Consider the following 15,280-nt stretch of genomic DNA (forward strand, 5'->3'; position numbering starts at 1 on the left):
CCAGCGCGCGCCCTCCCGATGGAAATGCGGGGCTCTCGACAGCCCGGCCAACGGCACGCCGGACGGCCGACGAGAAATATGCACGTTCGGTACTTTTGACACCGGCATCCATGTGACGGCGGTCGATATTTCCAAGACCATGATTTGATTGACTTTTTTCGGGCTGGCCCGTCGCTTGCAATTTGTTACGCACAGTCCGCGAAGAACGCGGGCACGCCGTCAAACACACGAATGAGCCACCCCATGCGCCTGAACACCCTCACCCTCGCCGCCGCCCTGCTCGCCGCCAGCCAGCTGGCTGCGGCCGCCAACGTCTCGTCCATCTCCGAGAACTTCGAGGGCACGCTGTCGCATTGGACCGACCGCAGCGTCTTCGTCGGCGGTGCCGTGCAGTCGGCCATCGTGGTGGACCCGCTCAATGCCGCCAACCATGCGCTCGGCTTCAACCGCACCTTCGGTGCCGGCAGCCTGTTCAGCGTCGACACCATCTCCACCACCACGGGCCAGTTCACCGTGAATTTCGACTACCTGGGCCTGGCCAAGGCCGGCAGCGTGGCCGGCAACCTGGGCGGCTTCTTCGGCATCAGCCAGGGCTTCCCTGGCACCCACGACTGGATTGCCGGCACCCTGGACGGCTTCCGCATGGCCAACGGCGTGCCGGTCATCGGCCTGGTCGACGACGGCCAGTGGCACCACTACAGCCTGACCTTCAACACCACCATCGGCAACACCGTACACCTGATGTTCGAGGACTACGACGGCTCGGGCGGCGTTGCCGGCGACGTCTTCTTCGACAACATCCAGTTCAACGACAGCAGCGTCGCCGCGCTCCCGCTCAACAATGTGCCCGAGCCCGGCAGCCTGGCCCTGCTCGGCGCCGCCGCGCTGGCCGCCGCCGCCGTCAGCCGCAAGCGCCAGGCCTGAAGCCTGCGAGCGCTGGCGGCTCAGGCCGCCAGCGCCGGCGCCTCGTCTTCGTCGGCCGCCTCGCCCAGGAAGCCGCCGCTCTGGTGCGCCCACAGGCGCGCATAGATGCCGCCGGCGGCCAGCAGGCTGGCGTGGCTGCCGGCCTCGACGATGCGGCCCTGGTCCATCACCACCAGGCGGTCCATCGCCGCGATGGTGGACAGGCGGTGGGCGATGGCGACCACCGTCTTGCCCTCCATCAGCCGGTAGAGGCTGGCCTGGATGGCGGCCTCGACCTCGCTGTCGAGCGCGCTGGTGGCCTCGTCGAGCAGCAGGATGGGCGCGTCCTTGAGCATCACGCGCGCAATGGCCACGCGCTGGCGCTGGCCGCCGCTGAGCTTGACGCCGCGCTCGCCCACATGGGCGTCGTAGCCGCACCGGCCCTTGGGGTCGACCAGGCCGGCGATAAAGCCGTGCGCCTCGGCGCGCTCGGCCGCGCGCAGCATCTCGGCCTCGCCGGCATCGGGGCGGCCGTAGACGATGTTGTCGCGCACCGAGCGGTGCAGCAGCGAGGTGTCCTGCGTCACCATGCCGATCTGGCGGCGCAGGCTTTCCTGGGTCGCGCTGGCGATGTCCTGGCCGTCGACCAGGATGCGGCCCGCCTCCAGGTCATGCAGGCGCAGCAGCAGGTTGACCACCGTGCTCTTGCCGGCGCCCGAGCGGCCGACCAGGCCTATCTTCTCGCCCGGGTGGATGGTGAGGTCGAGCCCGTCGACGACGCGCTTGCCGCCGCCGTAGCCGAAGCCCACGCCCTCGAAGCGCACTTCGCCGCGCGTCACCTTCAGCGGCTGGGCATCGAGGCGGTCGAGCACGGTGCGGGCGCGCGACAGCGTGCCGATGCCGTCCTGCACCGTGCCGATGTGCTCGAACAGCGTCGCCATCTCCCACATCACCCAGTGCGATATGCCGTTCAAGCGGAATGCCATGGCCGAGGCCGCGGCCACCGCGCCCACGCCGACCGCGCCCTCGGTCCACAGCTGCAGCGCGGTGACGGCGGTGGCGGCGATGAGGCCGACGCTGAGCAACTGATTGATGGTCTCGAAGGCCGTCACCAAACGCATCTGGGTGTAGCCGGTGGCGGCGAACTCGGTCATGGCGGCGCGCGCAAACTGGGCCTCGCGCTGGGCGTGCGAGAACAGCTTGACGGTGGCGATGTTGGTGTAGGCGTCGGTCACGCGGCCGGTCATCAGCGAGCGCGCGTCGGCCTGCTGCTGCGCCACCGCGCCCAGGCGCGGCACGAAGTACCACAGCGTGGCGACGTAGGCCACCAGCCAGCCCAGGTAGGGCAACATCAGCCAGGCGTCGAAGGCGCCGACCACGGCCACCATGGTGCCGAAATAGATCAGCACATAGGCCAGCATGTCGACGAAGACCAGCCAGGTGTCGCGCACCGCCAGCGCCGTCTGCATCACCTTGGTGGCGATGCGGCCGGCGAACTCGTCCTGATAGAAGGCCATGCTCTGCTCGAGCATCAGGCGGTGGAAGTTCCAGCGCAGCCGCATCGGGAAGTTGACGAAGAGACCCTGGTACTTGAGCAGCCCCAGCAGCAGCGCCGCCACCACGCTGGCGGCCAGCGTCAGGGCCAGCCACGCCAGCGTGCCGCCGTGTACGTGCCAGAAATCGGCCGGCTTCACGGCGGCCAGCGTGTCGACGACGTGGGCCATCATGCCGAAGAGCAGGGCCTCGAAGGCACCGAAGGCGGCGCAGGACAGCAGCACCAGCAGCAGCAGGCCGCGCATGCCGCGCGAGCAGTGCCAGAGAAAGGCCGCCAGGCCGCGCGGCGGCGTGGCGGGCGGCGCATCCGGATAGGGATGCACCCGTCGTTCGAAGCGCTGGAACAAGATCTTCCCCTGAACGCGCCCGGTGGGGCGCTGGTGGCCCGGCCCCGCGTTGTGTGCCGGGCGGGCGAATGGCCTCTGGCGGGCCGATGAAGGCGCGGATTATCGGGGCCGCTGCCGGGCGCCGCCTGCACGGGATTGGGGAGGGCCCAAAAGCGAAACCCCTCCGGACCCGAAGGCGCCGGAGGGGCGGGCAGCCGAGGCTGCCTATGGGGCTCCGGAGGTAGGGGGTCCGGGGCCCCTGACGCGCAGGGTCTGCGCCGTCGTGGGTACCTGCAAGCAGGCAAGGCCAGCATAGGCCGATCACGCCACCGCGGCAAGCCTTGCGTGTGCGGAATGCACGGCCTTTCCCGCTGTTTCAGCCGGGCTTCAGCAGGCCCGCCACCAGGGCTTCAACACGCCGCTCCACCGCCGCCTCCATCGCGATGGGACGGCCCCATTCGCGCGCCGTCTCGCCCGGCCACTTGTGCGTGGCGTCCAATCCCATCTTGCCGCCCAGGCCGCTCACCGGCGAGGCGAAGTCGAGGTAGTCGATGGGCGTGTTCTCCACCAGCAGGGTGTCGCGCACCGGGTCCATGCGCGTGGTGATGGCCCACACCACTTCCTTCCAGTCGCGGATGTCGATGTCGTCGTCGGTGACGACGATGAACTTGGTGTACATGAACTGGCGCAGAAAGCTCCACAGGCCGAACATCACGCGCTTGGCGTGGCCGGGGTAGGCCTTGCGGATGGAGATCACCGCCATGCGGTAGCTGCAGCCCTCGGGCGGCAGGTAGAAATCGACAATCTCGGGAAACTGCTTTTGCAGGATGGGCACGAAGACTTCGTTGAGCGCCACGCCCAGGACCGCCGGCTCATCGGGCGGCTTGCCGGTGTGGGTGGAGTGGTAGATGGCGTCGCGCCGCTGCGTCAGCCGCGAAAGGCGGAAGACCGGAAACCAGTCCTGCTCGTTGTAATAGCCGGTGTGGTCGCCGAAGGGGCCCTCGAGCGCGTGCAGGTAGCCGCCCTGCTCGCGCAGCTTGACGCCCATCTCCGATTCGCCCACAAAGCCTGCCGGCGCGGTGGGGATGTGGCCCTCGAGCACGATTTCCGCGCTGGCCGGCACCTGCAGCTTCCAGCCCTCTTCGCCCACCGCTGACTCGACCACCTCGGAGCGGCTGCCGCGCAGCAGGCCGGCGAACTGGTACTCCGACAGCGTGTCGGGCACCGGCGTCACGGCCCCCAGGATGGTGGCCGGGTCGGCGCCCAGCGCCACCGCGATGGGAAAGGGCCGGCCCGGGTTGGCGCGCGCAAAGTCGCGGAAATCGAGCGCGCCGCCACGGTGGGCCAGCCAGCGCATGATGACTTCGCGCCGCCCTATCACCTGCTGGCGGTAGATGCCCAGGTTCTGGCGTCGCCGCGGCTGCGCCACCGCCTGCGGCCCGCGCGTCACGACAAGCCCCCAAGTGATGAGCGGCCCGGCGTCGCCCGGCCAGCAGGTCTGCACAGGCAGCCGGCCAAGATCGATGGCCTCGCCCTCCAGCACCTCTTCCTGGCAGGGCGCGCGGCGCTGCAGGGCCGGCTTCATGTCCCACAGCGCCTTGGCCATCTGCAACAGCCGGCCGGCGTCCTTCAGGCCCTTGGGCGGCTCGGGCTCCTTGAGGCCGGCCAGCACCCTGCCGACGTCACGCAGCTCGGCCAGCGACTCGGCCCCCATGCCCAGGGCCACGCGGCGCGGCGTGCCGAAAAGATTGATGAGGCAGGGAGTGTGGAATCCGACCGGATTCGCACACAGCACGGCCGGGCCACCGGCGCGAAGCACTTTGTCACCGATTGCGGTGAGTTCGAAGCGTGGCGACACCGGATCGACCAGCTTTCGCAACTCTCCCAGGGCCTCGAGCTGGCCCATGAAGTCTCGAAGGTCCCTGTATTTCATCGTTGTTTGTTATTAGAGAGGCGTTTTATATGCTTGACCGTGTCGTTAAACGCTTCCTAGAATCCGCCCAGTCCTGAAACCACAGGGTTTACCCGTGACGACGCCCTTGGGATGGTGTGTCGCCAGGTAACCGCCCCGGGCAGGGGTCTGCATCGCGTTCAAGGCCTGCACCCTGCGATTGATTATTACCGTGGCCCCGTAGCGCGCCCCTCAGGCGCAGCAGCGGCGAGCCGCGGTTCATCAGGAGAGAACACGATGCACGTCCTGGACATGCTGCACCGGGCATGGCAAGCCACGGCCCGATCGCTGAAGGTCTTCACCGAAGACGTCGGACGCGGCCTGCTCGAAGTCAGCCACAACACGCTGGCGCTGGTCGGCCTGGCCGCCATCGCGGTGCTGGTCTTCACGCTCGGCCGCGCCGACATCCGGCACGAGGCCGAGGTGCTGGCCCTGCAATGGCTGCAGACGCGCCACGAGGCGCGCGAGCAGGATTCCGGCAATGTGCTGGCCGCGGTGTCCGAGCCCGATGCGGTGGCCCGCGCCACCGCCGTGCCGCTGGCCGACCTGCCGCGGCCACAGGCCACGCTGGCGAACTGGATCGCCCGCCGCTACAAGGTGGCACCCGAGCCGGTGGCGGCCCTGGTGCAGGAAAGCTTTGCCATCGGCCAGCGCGCCGGGCTCGACCCGACGCTGATCCTGGCCATCATTGCCGTCGAATCCAGCTTCAACCCCTTCGCCCAGAGCCCCGTCGGCGCCCAGGGCCTGATGCAGGTGATGACGCGCGTCCACGACGACAAGTACGAGGCTTTCGGCGGCAACCACGCCGCTTTCGACCCCATCAGCAATCTGCGCGTCGGCGTCCAGGTGCTCAAGGACTGCATCGCCCGCGCCGGCAGCGTGCAGGAAGGCTTGCGCTACTACGTGGGCGCCGCCTTGCAGGACGGCGACGGCGGCTATGCCGGCCGTGTGATGGCCGAGCAGCGCCACATGCGCGGCGTGGCCGACGGTCAGCGCGTGCCCGTCAATGCCAGCAATGTGCCGGCCACGCCGCCGGCCGGCGAGCCGGTGGCGCAGGCGCCGCTGGGCCCCCTGGCCCTGCTGGCCTCGGCGCGCTGAGCGGGCGCTACACTCGCGGTCCGCGCGACTGGCGATAGGGGCCCTGCCCCCGAGGTGGAAGACCACCGGGAAGCGCGGGCCACGGCCCCTCGCGCCGCGGCATCCGCCGTTCGCCTGGGCAGCCCTCGACCGTGCCGCGCACCGCCCCAGCCATCGGGGCCGCCGGCACTCGATGGCCCTTCATCCCCACACAGGAAGAGGACTGCCATGTTCGACCGTTCCACATCCACCGTCGCCAGCGTCGACCCCGAGGTCTGGGCCGCCATCCAGGCCGAGAACCGCCGCCAGGAAGATCACATCGAGCTCATCGCGAGCGAGAACTACACCAGCCCGGCCGTCATGGCCGCGCAGGGCTCGCAGCTCACCAACAAGTACGCCGAGGGCTATCCGGGCCGGCGCTACTACGGCGGCTGCGAGAACGTCGACGTCGTCGAGACCCTGGCCATCGAGCGCCTGAAGCAGCTGTTCGGTGCCGGCCACGCCAATGTGCAGGCCAATTCCGGCTCGCAGGCCAACCAGGCCGTGTTCTTCGGCCTGCTCGAGCCCGGCGACACCATCATGGGCATGAGCCTGTCCGAGGGCGGCCACCTGACCCACGGCATGGCGCTCAACATGAGCGGCAAGTGGTTCAAGGTGGTGAGCTACGGGCTCGACGCCAACGAGGCCATCGACTACGACGCCATGGAGCGCCTGGCCCACGAGCACAAGCCCCGCCTCATCATTGCCGGCGCCAGCGCCTATGCGCTGCGCATCGACTTCGAGCGCTTTGCGCGCGTGGCCAAGGCCGTCGGCGCCGTTTTCATGGTCGACATGGCGCACTACGCCGGCCTCATCGCCGCCGGCGTCTACCCCAACCCGATGCCGCACGCCGACGTCGTGACCAGCACCACGCACAAGAGCCTGCGCGGCCCGCGCGGCGGCATCGTGCTGGCCAATGACGAGGCCATCGCCAAGAAGATCAACAGCGCCATCTTCCCCGGCATCCAGGGCGGGCCGCTGATGCATGTGATCGCCGCCAAGGCCGTGGCCTTCAAGGAGGCGCTGGCGCCCGAGTTCAAGGCCTACCAGCAGCAGGTGGTGGCGAATGCCCGCGTGCTGGCCGAGACGCTGATCTCACGCGGCCTGCGCATCGTGAGCGGCCGCACCGAAAGCCATGTGATGCTGGTCGACCTGCGCCCCAAGGGCCTGACCGGCAAGGAGGCCGAGGCCATCCTGGGCGAGGCCCACATGACCTGCAACAAGAACGGCATCCCGAATGACCCGCAAAAGCCCATGGTGACCAGCGGCATCCGCCTGGGCACGCCGGCGATGACGACGCGCGGCTTCAAGGAAGAGCAGGCGCGCATGACCGCCCACCTGATCGCCGATGTCCTGGACAACCCCAGGGACGCCGCCCACATCGCCGCGGTGCGCGAACGCGTCGCGGCGCTGACGCGCGACTTCCCGGTCTACCGCTAAGGGCCGACGGCGGATGCGCTGCCCCTTCTGCAGCCACCAGGAAACGCAGGTCGTCGAGACGCGCGAGTCCGACGAGGGCGATGTCATCCGCCGCCGCCGCCGCTGCCTGGGTTGCGACAAGCGCTTCACCACCTATGAGCGCAGCGAGATCGCGCTGCCGGCGGTGGTCAAGAAGGACGGCGCGCGGGTCGAGTTCGACCCCGCCAAGCTGCGCGCCAGCATGATCCTGGCGCTGCGCAAGCGGCCGGTGAGCATCGAACAGGTGGATGCGGCCATCGAGCGCATCCAGGACAAGTTGCTCGCCACCGGCGCACGCGAAGTACCCAGCGCCCGCCTGGGCGAACTCGTGATGCGCGAACTCAAGCGCATCGACAAGGTGGCCTACGTGCGCTTCGCCTCGGTCTACCGCGAGTTCGAGGACGTCGACGCCTTCCGGCAGTTGATCCGCGACATCTGAGCCCGCCTTCCCCCACCCCATACCCCCGCCCGGGGGACGGGGGGATAGAGGGGCGGGGGCACCCACCAGCCGCCCCCGCGGCGGGATCGCGCCGGCGGCCACTCATTCCTAAAGTGCAGGGCATCGCAACGCCACCGGAGCCCGCACCATGAGGACCGCCACCACTGCCCGCCCCCTCCACCACCAGGCCGGCGTGACCCTGGTCGAAAGCCTGATCGGGCTGGCCATCGCCGCGGTGCTGGCCGGCACCACCGCCCCCGGCTTCGTCTCGGCACTGGAACGGCGCCAGCTCGAAGGTGCCGCGGCCCAACTGGAAACCGACATCCAGCTCGCCCGCAGCGAGGCGGTGATGGCCAACCGTGGCCTGCGCGTCAGCTTCGAGAGCGAGGCCACGGGCAGCTGCTACGTCGTCCACAGCGGCGACGCCGGCGATTGCCGCTGCAGCGGCAACGAGCAGCCGGTGTGCTCGGGCACGGCTCGCGCCTGGCGCAGCGCCAGCTTTGCCAGCGGCTCGCCGGTGCAATTGCGTTCGAATGTGCGCTCGATGTTCGTCGACGCCGACAAGGGCACGGTTTCGCCCACCGCCACGCTGCAGTTGCAGGGACGCAGCGGCCTGGCGCTGAACGTGGTCGTCAACATCATGGGCCGTGCCCGCCAATGCACGCCGACGCCGCCACTGGCCGGCCTGCGCGCCTGCTGATCGGCAGTATCACCCCCCCTCGACCGTGGGGGGCACCCTCGAATGGCTGACGAATGGCCGACGGACGCCGACGGGCGGTTTGCCGCGTGACGCAGCCCGCACCCAGAATCCAAACCCAATGAACACCCTGACCCGCGCCCGATCCAAGCCGCAAGGCCGCGGCTTCACGCTCATCGAGCTGCTGGTGGCGGTGGCCATCGTCGCCATCCTGGCGGCAGTCGCCCTGCCCACCTTCATCGATTCGGTGCGCAAGGGCCGACGCTCCGACGCCTTTGCGGCCATCGCGGCCATCCAGCAGGCGCAGGAACGCTGGCGCGCCAACAACCCGAGCTACAACAGCAGCCTCGGCAGCCCGCCCTCTGGATTGAACATCAGCGAGCCCGCCAACTACGGCCTGGCAATCACCGATGCCGCAGCCAATGGCTATGTCATCACGGCCACGGGCCGCGCGGCGCAGGCCTCTGACAGAAACTGCAAGCTGCTCAGTCTGCGCATGCTGGACGGAAACATCACCTACGCCGCCTGCGAGAACTGCACCTTCACCACCGCCAGCTACACCGCCACCAACACCTGCTGGAGCCGTTGACCGTGTCCAAGCCCCCAGCCACAGGCCTGACGATGATCGAGTTGATGGTGGTGGTGGCCATCGTCGCCCTGCTGGCCATGGTCGCGGCACCCTCGTTCAAGCGCTTCATCGACGTGCAGCGGCTGCGCAGCATCAACGCCCAGCTCATCACCGACATCCAGTTCGTGCGCGCCGAAGCGGCGAGCCGCAATCTCAAGGTCACGATGATGTTCGACGCCCCCAGCGGCGGCCAGACCTGCTACGCCCTGCTGACCGGCGACCACACGGTCTGCGACTGCAACCGCGCGCCGGGAACCGCGTGCAGCGTCGCCTCGGTGCGCGAGATCCGCACCGTGCAGGTTCCGCTCGACTCGTCCATCAGCCTCGGATTCCCCAGCGGCCAGACCGCGCGCCACATGAGATTCGACCCCGCCACGGGCCGCCTCGAGACCGCCGTCTCCGACACCTTCATCGAGCCCACGGGCCCGTTCAGGATCGTCGTCGGCCACCCGACGGTGGGCAGCTTCATCACTTCGGTCGAGGTGACCGGCCGCCCGACGACCTGCTCGCCCAGTGGCCAGATTTCCGGAGTCCCGGCATGTCCTTGAGCCCAAGACAGTGCGGAGCGCCCCGCGCCGCCATGCGAGGCTTCTCGCTGGTCGAGTTGATGGTGGGCATCGCCGTCGGCATGTTCGTCGTCGCGGCGGCGTCCCTGATGGCCACCAGCCAGCTCACCGACAACCGCCGCCTGCTGCTCGAAACGCAGTTGCAGCAGGACTTGCGCGCCTCGGCCGACATCATCGCCCGCGAACTGCGGCGCTCGGGCTACTGGGCCACGGCGCGCGCCGGCGTGCCGCCGCCAGGCGGTGGCACGATTGGCGTCAACCCCTACACCCCGTTGACCCCCGATGCCGCCAACTCCAAGGTCAGCTACAACTACCGGCGCGGATCGGGCGCCGAGTCTTTCGGCTTCCGCCTCAGCAACGGCACCCTGCAATCCTGCCAGTCGGACTACGACACCGGCGGCTGCTCGGCCGGCTGGCAGGATCTGACCGACAGAGCCACCATCCGCATTCTGGACAACGGCTTTTCCATTGCCACCGTGCGATCCAGTGATCGCGCCCAGGCGGCCAATGGCAACGCCATCATCATCCCCTGCCCCCAGCTCTGCGGCGACGGCACCACGGCCTGCTGGCCACGCGTCAGCGTGCGCGAACTGGTGATCACGATCACCGGGGAGTCGGTGACTGACTCCTCGGTAAGGCGCACGCTGGAACTATCGGTACGCCCGCGCAATGACCGCATCGAACTGTCCAACGAGGCGGGTTCCGGCCAGGCCTGCCCGGGCTGAGAAGGCACTCATCATGCGCAAGCATTCCCCCACCCCGACGGCCGCCAGACAGGGCGGCGCCGCCACGCTCATTGTGGTGATGCTGCTGTTCTTCATCATGAGCATGGTCGCGGCCTACACCAGCCGCAACCTCATCTTCGAACAGCGCACCTCAGCCAATCAGTACCGCTCCTCGCAGGCCTTCGAGAGCGCTGAAGCTGGGATGGAATGGGCACTCGCCCAGCTCAATGCCGGCCGCACCACCAATGCCTGCGTGCCCAGCACCAACGACGGCAGCGCCACCGACCAGAGCTTTGCGCAGCGCTACCTCACCATCGACCGCGGCACCGGCGTGATCACGCCTCGGGCGGTCTCGGGCGGCGGCGCGGTGCAGCCGCGCTGCGTCTTCAACAGCATCGCCACCGACCCGGCCGACTGGAACTGGAGCTGTGCCTGCCCGGTGGCCGGTACGCCGACGACCGCCCTTGCCGCCCCCGGCGGCGCCGGCCCGGCCCCGGCCTTCCTGATGCGCTTCAGGCGTTCGCCCTCGGTGACCGGCCGCAATGACCTGATCCAGCTCGAGGTCAACAGCTGCACCCGGCTCGACGACGCCTGCCTGACCTTCCCCATCGATGACCGTGGCGGCACCGGCGACGGCGTGGCCGCCACCAGCGTCATCCTGGCGCTGCGTGGCGCGGTAACGCGGGCGCCCACCGGCGCACTCAGCGTGGCTGGCGCACTCAGCTTTGCCCCCGGATCCACCGCCACTTTGGCCCTGACCAACCAGGACAACACGGTCGGCGGCGTGACACTGCACACCGCAGCTTCGGCGGCCTCTGCCGCCACCGTGGTGGCCGCCATCGCCAAAACCGGCGTCCCCGGCGTGCCGCCCGACAGCACCGTGGTGGCGGGAGACCCCGCCCTGCAGCCCGCCAGCGTGGCCGTTTCCGGCCGCAATCCGGCGCCCAGCACGGCCGAGCGTGTATTCGCCCTCTATTTCGGCGTCTTCCCCGACGTCTATCTCGGCCAGCCCGGCATGGTCGAAGTCGATTGCAGTTCCGACTGCGCCGCCGCGGCCGTCAACCTGGCGCTGTCGCGAAACCCGGGCCGGGCCATCCGCGTGCGAGGCAGTGCCACGGCAACCACCGTCACCACGCTGACCCTGGACGTCAACGTTGGCACGGCGGCGGTTGCAGGGCCTCCGGCCGTACTCCCCATCCCGGCGCTGCTCATCCTTGATCCCAACGTGAACCTGGCCTTCTCGAACGGCGTCACGCTGGTGGGCATGGTCTACGGCCGCCGGCCCGGCTGGACCTGGACCGTCACCGGCGGCGCCACCATCCAGGGCGCGGCCGTGGCCGAGACCGATCTCGCCGTGGGCGGCACCGGCGCCATGTCCGTCGTCTACAACAAGGACGCCCTCACCGCCCTGCGCGTGGCCTACGGCACCTTCGTGCGCGTGCCCGGCAGTTGGAAGGACTTCCAATGAACGCCGCACCCGCCCGCGCGAGCGGCAATGGCAAACGGCCCCGATCCGGCCAGGAGATCGGCATGTGGGCACACAGGCAACGCGGTGTCTCGCTGATCGAGGCGCTGGTCGCCTTCGCCATCATGGCTTTCGGCATGATGGCCGTGATCGGCATGCAGGGCACCATGCGCGGCAATTCCGACCTCGCGCGCCAGCGCGCCGAGGCGGTGCGGCTCGCCCAGGACGCAGTCGAGGAATGGCGCGGCTTCACCATCGTCGAGCCGCCGGCCGGCGTGGCCTCGGGCGCGACGACGACCAACCGCATGCGCTACCAAGCTGTCGACGGCAGTGGCAGCCGCACGGTCACCGGCACCAACGCCACCTACACCATCAGCCGGCGCGCCCTCGCCAGGACCATCGTGGCAGGCACGGTGACGCCCGAGGCGCGCGGCCTGCTCGTCGAAGTGAGCTGGGTCGACCGCAGCAACCAGACCCAGACGGTGAGGTTGAGTTCGGCCGTCGCCGGGCTGGCGCCGGATCTCTCGGCGTCGCTGGTTCTGGCGACAGCCACCGATCCCGCGGTGGCACCGCAGCACCGCAATCGCGCCATCCCGCGCAGCGCCGTGCCGGTGCCGGTGTCCGTCTGCACAGGCTGCAGCGGCTATGTGCCGCCCGGCCAGAGTGGCAGCATCCGCGACGCCTGGATGTTCAACAACCTCACGGCCGAAATCACGGTGTGCTCCACCACGGCCACCACCACGGCCGACCTCACCAGCGGCAGCACCACCACCTGCGGCACCAGTCGGGCCCTGCTGCTCAGTGGTTTCGTGACCAGGGCCCCGAACGGCGCGCCGGCGACCGACAGCGCCGACGACCCTGGCGCAACCTGGTCCGGCAGCAACACGCCCTTCTTCACGATGAGCGTGCGCCGCACCAGCCCGACGCCGGCGGACAGCTTCGACTGCTTCCTCGATGCGCCGCTGGCGACCAGCAATGCCGTGCCCTATGTCTGCGCCATTCCGCTGCCGACCGGCTCATCCAACTGGAGCGGCCGTGTCGAATTTGGCGATACCGGTGGGTTCCGGGAACTTGCCAATGACCTCAGTGACAACGATTCCAACCAATTCAAGGTCTGCCGGTATTCACCGCCGACACCTGCCAGCTATACCAACGTGGCCACGGCGCAGATCAACCAGAACTTCCTCGTCATCCAGGCCGGCAGCAGCGGTACCCCCTTCTCCTGCCCCGGCGGCACCCCGGCCACCGTGGCCCACGATCCGGACTGAAGCGGCCCCGCCAGACCGCGGCGCATGGCCCTGACCGAACTCGACCGCCAGCGCCTGCACGAGGCCCTGGACCTGGCCCGCGGCTCCTTCGGCCTCACCGAGCCCAACCCGCGCGTCGGCTGCATCATCGGCCTGGACAACGGCGAGGTGCTGGGCCGCGGCGCCACCCAGGCCGCCGGTCAGGCCCATGCCGAGGTGATGGCGTTGCGCGAGGCCGCTGCCGCCGGAGCGGCCCTGAACGGCGCCACCGCCTGGGTCACGCTCGAACCCTGCGCCCACCATGGGCGCACGCCACCCTGCTGCGATGCCCTCATCGCGGCCGGCATCGCGCGCTGTGTGGTCGCCCTCGGCGACCCCTTTCCCGCTGTCGCCGGAGGTGGCCTGCGGCGCCTGCGCGAAGCCGGCGTCGCGGTTGAACTGGTCGACGACGCCACCATCATCGAGCAGGCTACCGACATCAACATCGGCTTTCTCACCCGCATCAAGCGGGGAACTCCCTGGGTTCGACTAAAGGTCGCGGCATCACTGGATGGCCGCACGGCACTCGCCAACGGGCGCAGCCAGTGGATCACCGGTGCCGCCGCACGCGCCGACGGCCATGCCTGGCGCCGCAGGGCATCGGCGGTCCTCACCGGCGTGGGCACCGTGCTGGCAGACGACCCCCGCCTCGATGTGCGCGCCGTGGCCACCGTGTACCAACCGCTGCGCATCGTGCTTGATACGCAATTGCGCACACCGCCCACGGCCGCGCTGCTGCGCCCGCCCGGCCGCGCCATCATCGTCGCCGCGGCCGGCCAGTCTGCGCGCGCCGACGCCCTGCGCGCGGTCGGCGCCGAAGTCTGGGACGAAGCCGCGGCCCGGCCCGATCTGACCGCCCTGCTGCGCCGGCTGGGCCAGCAAGGCATCAACGAACTGCACATCGAAGCCGGCCCCACGCTCAGCGGCGCCTGGCTCGAGACCGGCCTGGTTGACGAGTTGCTGGTGTACCTCGCGCCCAGCCTGCTCGGGCCTGGCCGGCCCTTTGCGACACTGGCCGAACGCAGCACCCTGCCGACGGCGCCGGACTACCGCTGGCAGTCCGTCCAGACTGTGGGACAAGATCTGCGCCTGCTCATGCGCCGTGACGCAATTGACAGCCCGTTACCAGTCGCCGGGGGCCTGCCCGCATCCCCGGGTGAGACAGTGCGTCGGTAGACTTTACACACCCCCCCTAGTTTCCACCAACCATGGCGGCAAGGCCTTGATTGAAAATGGTTTTTCATGGGTGGCCCGGCACTTGCATCTTGCATGACAAACCGATCCAGAGGTTCTGAGCATGTTCTTCAAGAAAATCATTGTTACGGCAGCCTCCGTGCTGGCGTTTGGGGTGCCGGCCCATGCGGCACTCATCACCACTCCTGGCCCCAACGCAGAAACGTTCTTCGAGTACGACCCCGGCCCGATCCCGGCCCTGAGCGTCGGCACCCTCGTCCCGCTCACCCGCAACGCCTTCATGGCCCGGCTCTCGTCCAGCGTCGGTTCCTACGGTTTCGAAGACAACAGCAACGGCGACTCGGCCATCCCGCCCGACTCGATCTCGGTCGATTTCAACAACGGCGTCAACGGCACCGGCACCAACCTCATCACCGCCACCATCTCCGGTGGCGGCACGGTGCGCGGCCAGTCCTCCGTCGGCCGTTTCAACACCACGACCGTTGGCACGCGTTTCCTTGAGGTCCAGTCCGGCACTTCCGACTTCGCGATCACCTTCAACAGCGCCATCTCGGCCTTCGGCTTCTACGGCACGGACATCGGCGACTTCGAAGGCAGCCTGAGCGTCTTTCTGCGCAACACGAGCGGCGTCGAAGAGGAATACCTCATCAACCAGGGCGCCGACCCGCGCAACAACGGTTCGGTGCTGTTCTGGGGCTTCGCGAGCGTGAACAACGCCTACACCCGCATCCGCTTTGCAACCAGCAGCCCGGGCCAGGCCGACTTCTTCGGCTTCGACGACTTCGTCGTGGCCGACCGCAGCCAGGTGCTGGCACCCGCCCCGTCGCTGCCCAACCGCACCCCCGAGCCCGCCTCGCTGGCCCTGGTCGGCCTGGCCCTCTTCGGCGCCGCCGCCGCCCGCCGCCGCTGACAGCCTGCGTTCCGGCTTCTCGGCCCCCACGGCCGGCCCTCGGGCCGGCCGTTGCCATTCGG

General features: G+C 69.2%; 14 protein-coding genes and 1 riboswitch. Of the genes, 12 read left to right on the plus strand and 2 right to left on the minus strand.

The genetic code is table 11. From position 1 onward, the window contains the following. Positions 1-243 precede the first annotated feature (243 nt). The gene (locus JMV16_RS08900; RefSeq protein WP_201493900.1) at positions 244-924 is read left to right on the plus strand and encodes a PEP-CTERM sorting domain-containing protein; all 681 of its coding nucleotides are present in this window, start codon (positions 244-246) and stop codon (positions 922-924) included. A gap of 20 nt (positions 925-944) precedes the next feature. Here JMV16_RS08900 and JMV16_RS08905 read toward each other — a convergent pair whose 3' ends face one another. Continuing rightward, positions 945-2,804 carry an ABC transporter ATP-binding protein gene (locus JMV16_RS08905; RefSeq protein WP_236580423.1) on the minus strand — a complete coding sequence of 620 codons (1,860 nt, stop codon included), beginning with the start codon at positions 2,802-2,804 and terminating at the stop codon, positions 945-947. A gap of 355 nt (positions 2,805-3,159) precedes the next feature. Next, positions 3,160-4,716, minus strand: coding sequence for a UbiD family decarboxylase (locus tag JMV16_RS08910; protein ID WP_201493901.1), 1,557 nt, complete (start codon positions 4,714-4,716; stop codon positions 3,160-3,162). A 255-nt stretch (positions 4,717-4,971) separates the two neighbouring features. Between JMV16_RS08910 and JMV16_RS08915 the strand changes: the two genes are divergently transcribed. The 11 genes from JMV16_RS08915 (at position 4,972) to JMV16_RS08965 (ending at position 15,218) form a co-directional block, all read left to right on the plus strand. Then, positions 4,972-5,832 carry a transglycosylase SLT domain-containing protein gene (locus JMV16_RS08915; RefSeq protein ID WP_201493902.1) on the plus strand — a complete coding sequence of 287 codons (861 nt, stop codon included), beginning with the start codon at positions 4,972-4,974 and terminating at the stop codon, positions 5,830-5,832. Between the two features lie 14 nt (positions 5,833-5,846). Next, positions 5,847-5,959, plus strand: a riboswitch (ZMP/ZTP riboswitch). A gap of 80 nt (positions 5,960-6,039) precedes the next feature. After that, complete coding sequence (glyA, locus tag JMV16_RS08920) at positions 6,040-7,290, plus strand: serine hydroxymethyltransferase (protein WP_201493903.1); 1,251 nt, start codon at positions 6,040-6,042, stop codon at positions 7,288-7,290. Positions 7,291-7,303: 13 nt separating this feature from the next. Further along, positions 7,304-7,747, plus strand: coding sequence for a transcriptional regulator NrdR (nrdR, locus tag JMV16_RS08925; RefSeq protein ID WP_201493904.1), 444 nt, complete (start codon positions 7,304-7,306; stop codon positions 7,745-7,747). A gap of 148 nt (positions 7,748-7,895) precedes the next feature. Beyond that, a complete protein-coding gene (locus JMV16_RS08930) occupies positions 7,896-8,447 on the plus strand; it encodes a GspH/FimT family pseudopilin (RefSeq protein ID WP_201493905.1) in 552 nt (183 codons plus the stop codon). Between the two features lie 118 nt (positions 8,448-8,565). Continuing rightward, positions 8,566-9,033, plus strand: coding sequence for a type IV pilin protein (locus JMV16_RS08935; RefSeq protein ID WP_201493906.1), 468 nt, complete (start codon positions 8,566-8,568; stop codon positions 9,031-9,033). Between the two features lie 2 nt (positions 9,034-9,035). Further along, a complete protein-coding gene (locus tag JMV16_RS08940; RefSeq protein WP_201493907.1) occupies positions 9,036-9,620 on the plus strand; it encodes a Tfp pilus assembly protein FimT/FimU in 585 nt (194 codons plus the stop codon). 32 nt (positions 9,621-9,652) lie between these two features. Beyond that, positions 9,653-10,363: a PilW family protein gene (locus tag JMV16_RS08945; protein WP_201493908.1), complete on the plus strand. Its 711-nt coding sequence runs from the start codon at positions 9,653-9,655 to the stop codon at positions 10,361-10,363. A gap of 13 nt (positions 10,364-10,376) precedes the next feature. After that, positions 10,377-11,831, plus strand: coding sequence for a PilX N-terminal domain-containing pilus assembly protein (locus JMV16_RS08950; RefSeq protein ID WP_201493909.1), 1,455 nt, complete (start codon positions 10,377-10,379; stop codon positions 11,829-11,831). Positions 11,832-11,893: 62 nt separating this feature from the next. Further along, entirely contained in the window at positions 11,894-13,096 is a 1,203-nt protein-coding gene (locus JMV16_RS08955; protein ID WP_201493910.1) for a prepilin-type N-terminal cleavage/methylation domain-containing protein, read from the plus strand. 24 nt (positions 13,097-13,120) lie between these two features. Next, entirely contained in the window at positions 13,121-14,290 is a 1,170-nt protein-coding gene (gene ribD, locus JMV16_RS08960; RefSeq protein WP_201493911.1) for a bifunctional diaminohydroxyphosphoribosylaminopyrimidine deaminase/5-amino-6-(5-phosphoribosylamino)uracil reductase RibD, read from the plus strand. 121 nt (positions 14,291-14,411) lie between these two features. Then, positions 14,412-15,218, plus strand: coding sequence for a PEP-CTERM sorting domain-containing protein (locus JMV16_RS08965; RefSeq protein WP_201493912.1), 807 nt, complete (start codon positions 14,412-14,414; stop codon positions 15,216-15,218). Positions 15,219-15,280: the final 62 nt, after the last annotated feature.

Origin of the sequence: Rubrivivax sp. A210, assembly GCF_904426505.1 — a bacterium.
In the GTDB taxonomy this organism is placed as follows: domain Bacteria; phylum Pseudomonadota; class Gammaproteobacteria; order Burkholderiales; family Burkholderiaceae_C; genus Rubrivivax.

What these genes read in the sequence shown, in the direction of transcription:
- JMV16_RS08900 (WP_201493900.1), top strand. Translation starts at nt 244, where the DNA reads ATGCGCCTGAACACCCTCACCCTCGCCGCCGCCCTGCTCGCCGCCAGC.
- JMV16_RS08910 (WP_201493901.1), bottom strand. Translation starts at nt 4,716, where the DNA reads ATGAAATACAGGGACCTTCGAGACTTCATGGGCCAGCTCGAGGCCCTG.
- JMV16_RS08915 (WP_201493902.1), top strand. Translation starts at nt 4,972, where the DNA reads ATGCACGTCCTGGACATGCTGCACCGGGCATGGCAAGCCACGGCCCGA.
- glyA (WP_201493903.1), top strand. Translation starts at nt 6,040, where the DNA reads ATGTTCGACCGTTCCACATCCACCGTCGCCAGCGTCGACCCCGAGGTC.
- nrdR (WP_201493904.1), top strand. Translation starts at nt 7,304, where the DNA reads ATGCGCTGCCCCTTCTGCAGCCACCAGGAAACGCAGGTCGTCGAGACG.
- JMV16_RS08930 (WP_201493905.1), top strand. Translation starts at nt 7,896, where the DNA reads ATGAGGACCGCCACCACTGCCCGCCCCCTCCACCACCAGGCCGGCGTG.
- JMV16_RS08935 (WP_201493906.1), top strand. Translation starts at nt 8,566, where the DNA reads ATGAACACCCTGACCCGCGCCCGATCCAAGCCGCAAGGCCGCGGCTTC.
- JMV16_RS08945 (WP_201493908.1), top strand. Translation starts at nt 9,653, where the DNA reads ATGCGAGGCTTCTCGCTGGTCGAGTTGATGGTGGGCATCGCCGTCGGC.
- JMV16_RS08950 (WP_201493909.1), top strand. Translation starts at nt 10,377, where the DNA reads ATGCGCAAGCATTCCCCCACCCCGACGGCCGCCAGACAGGGCGGCGCC.
- JMV16_RS08955 (WP_201493910.1), top strand. Translation starts at nt 11,894, where the DNA reads ATGTGGGCACACAGGCAACGCGGTGTCTCGCTGATCGAGGCGCTGGTC.
- ribD (WP_201493911.1), top strand. Translation starts at nt 13,121, where the DNA reads ATGGCCCTGACCGAACTCGACCGCCAGCGCCTGCACGAGGCCCTGGAC.
- JMV16_RS08965 (WP_201493912.1), top strand. Translation starts at nt 14,412, where the DNA reads ATGTTCTTCAAGAAAATCATTGTTACGGCAGCCTCCGTGCTGGCGTTT.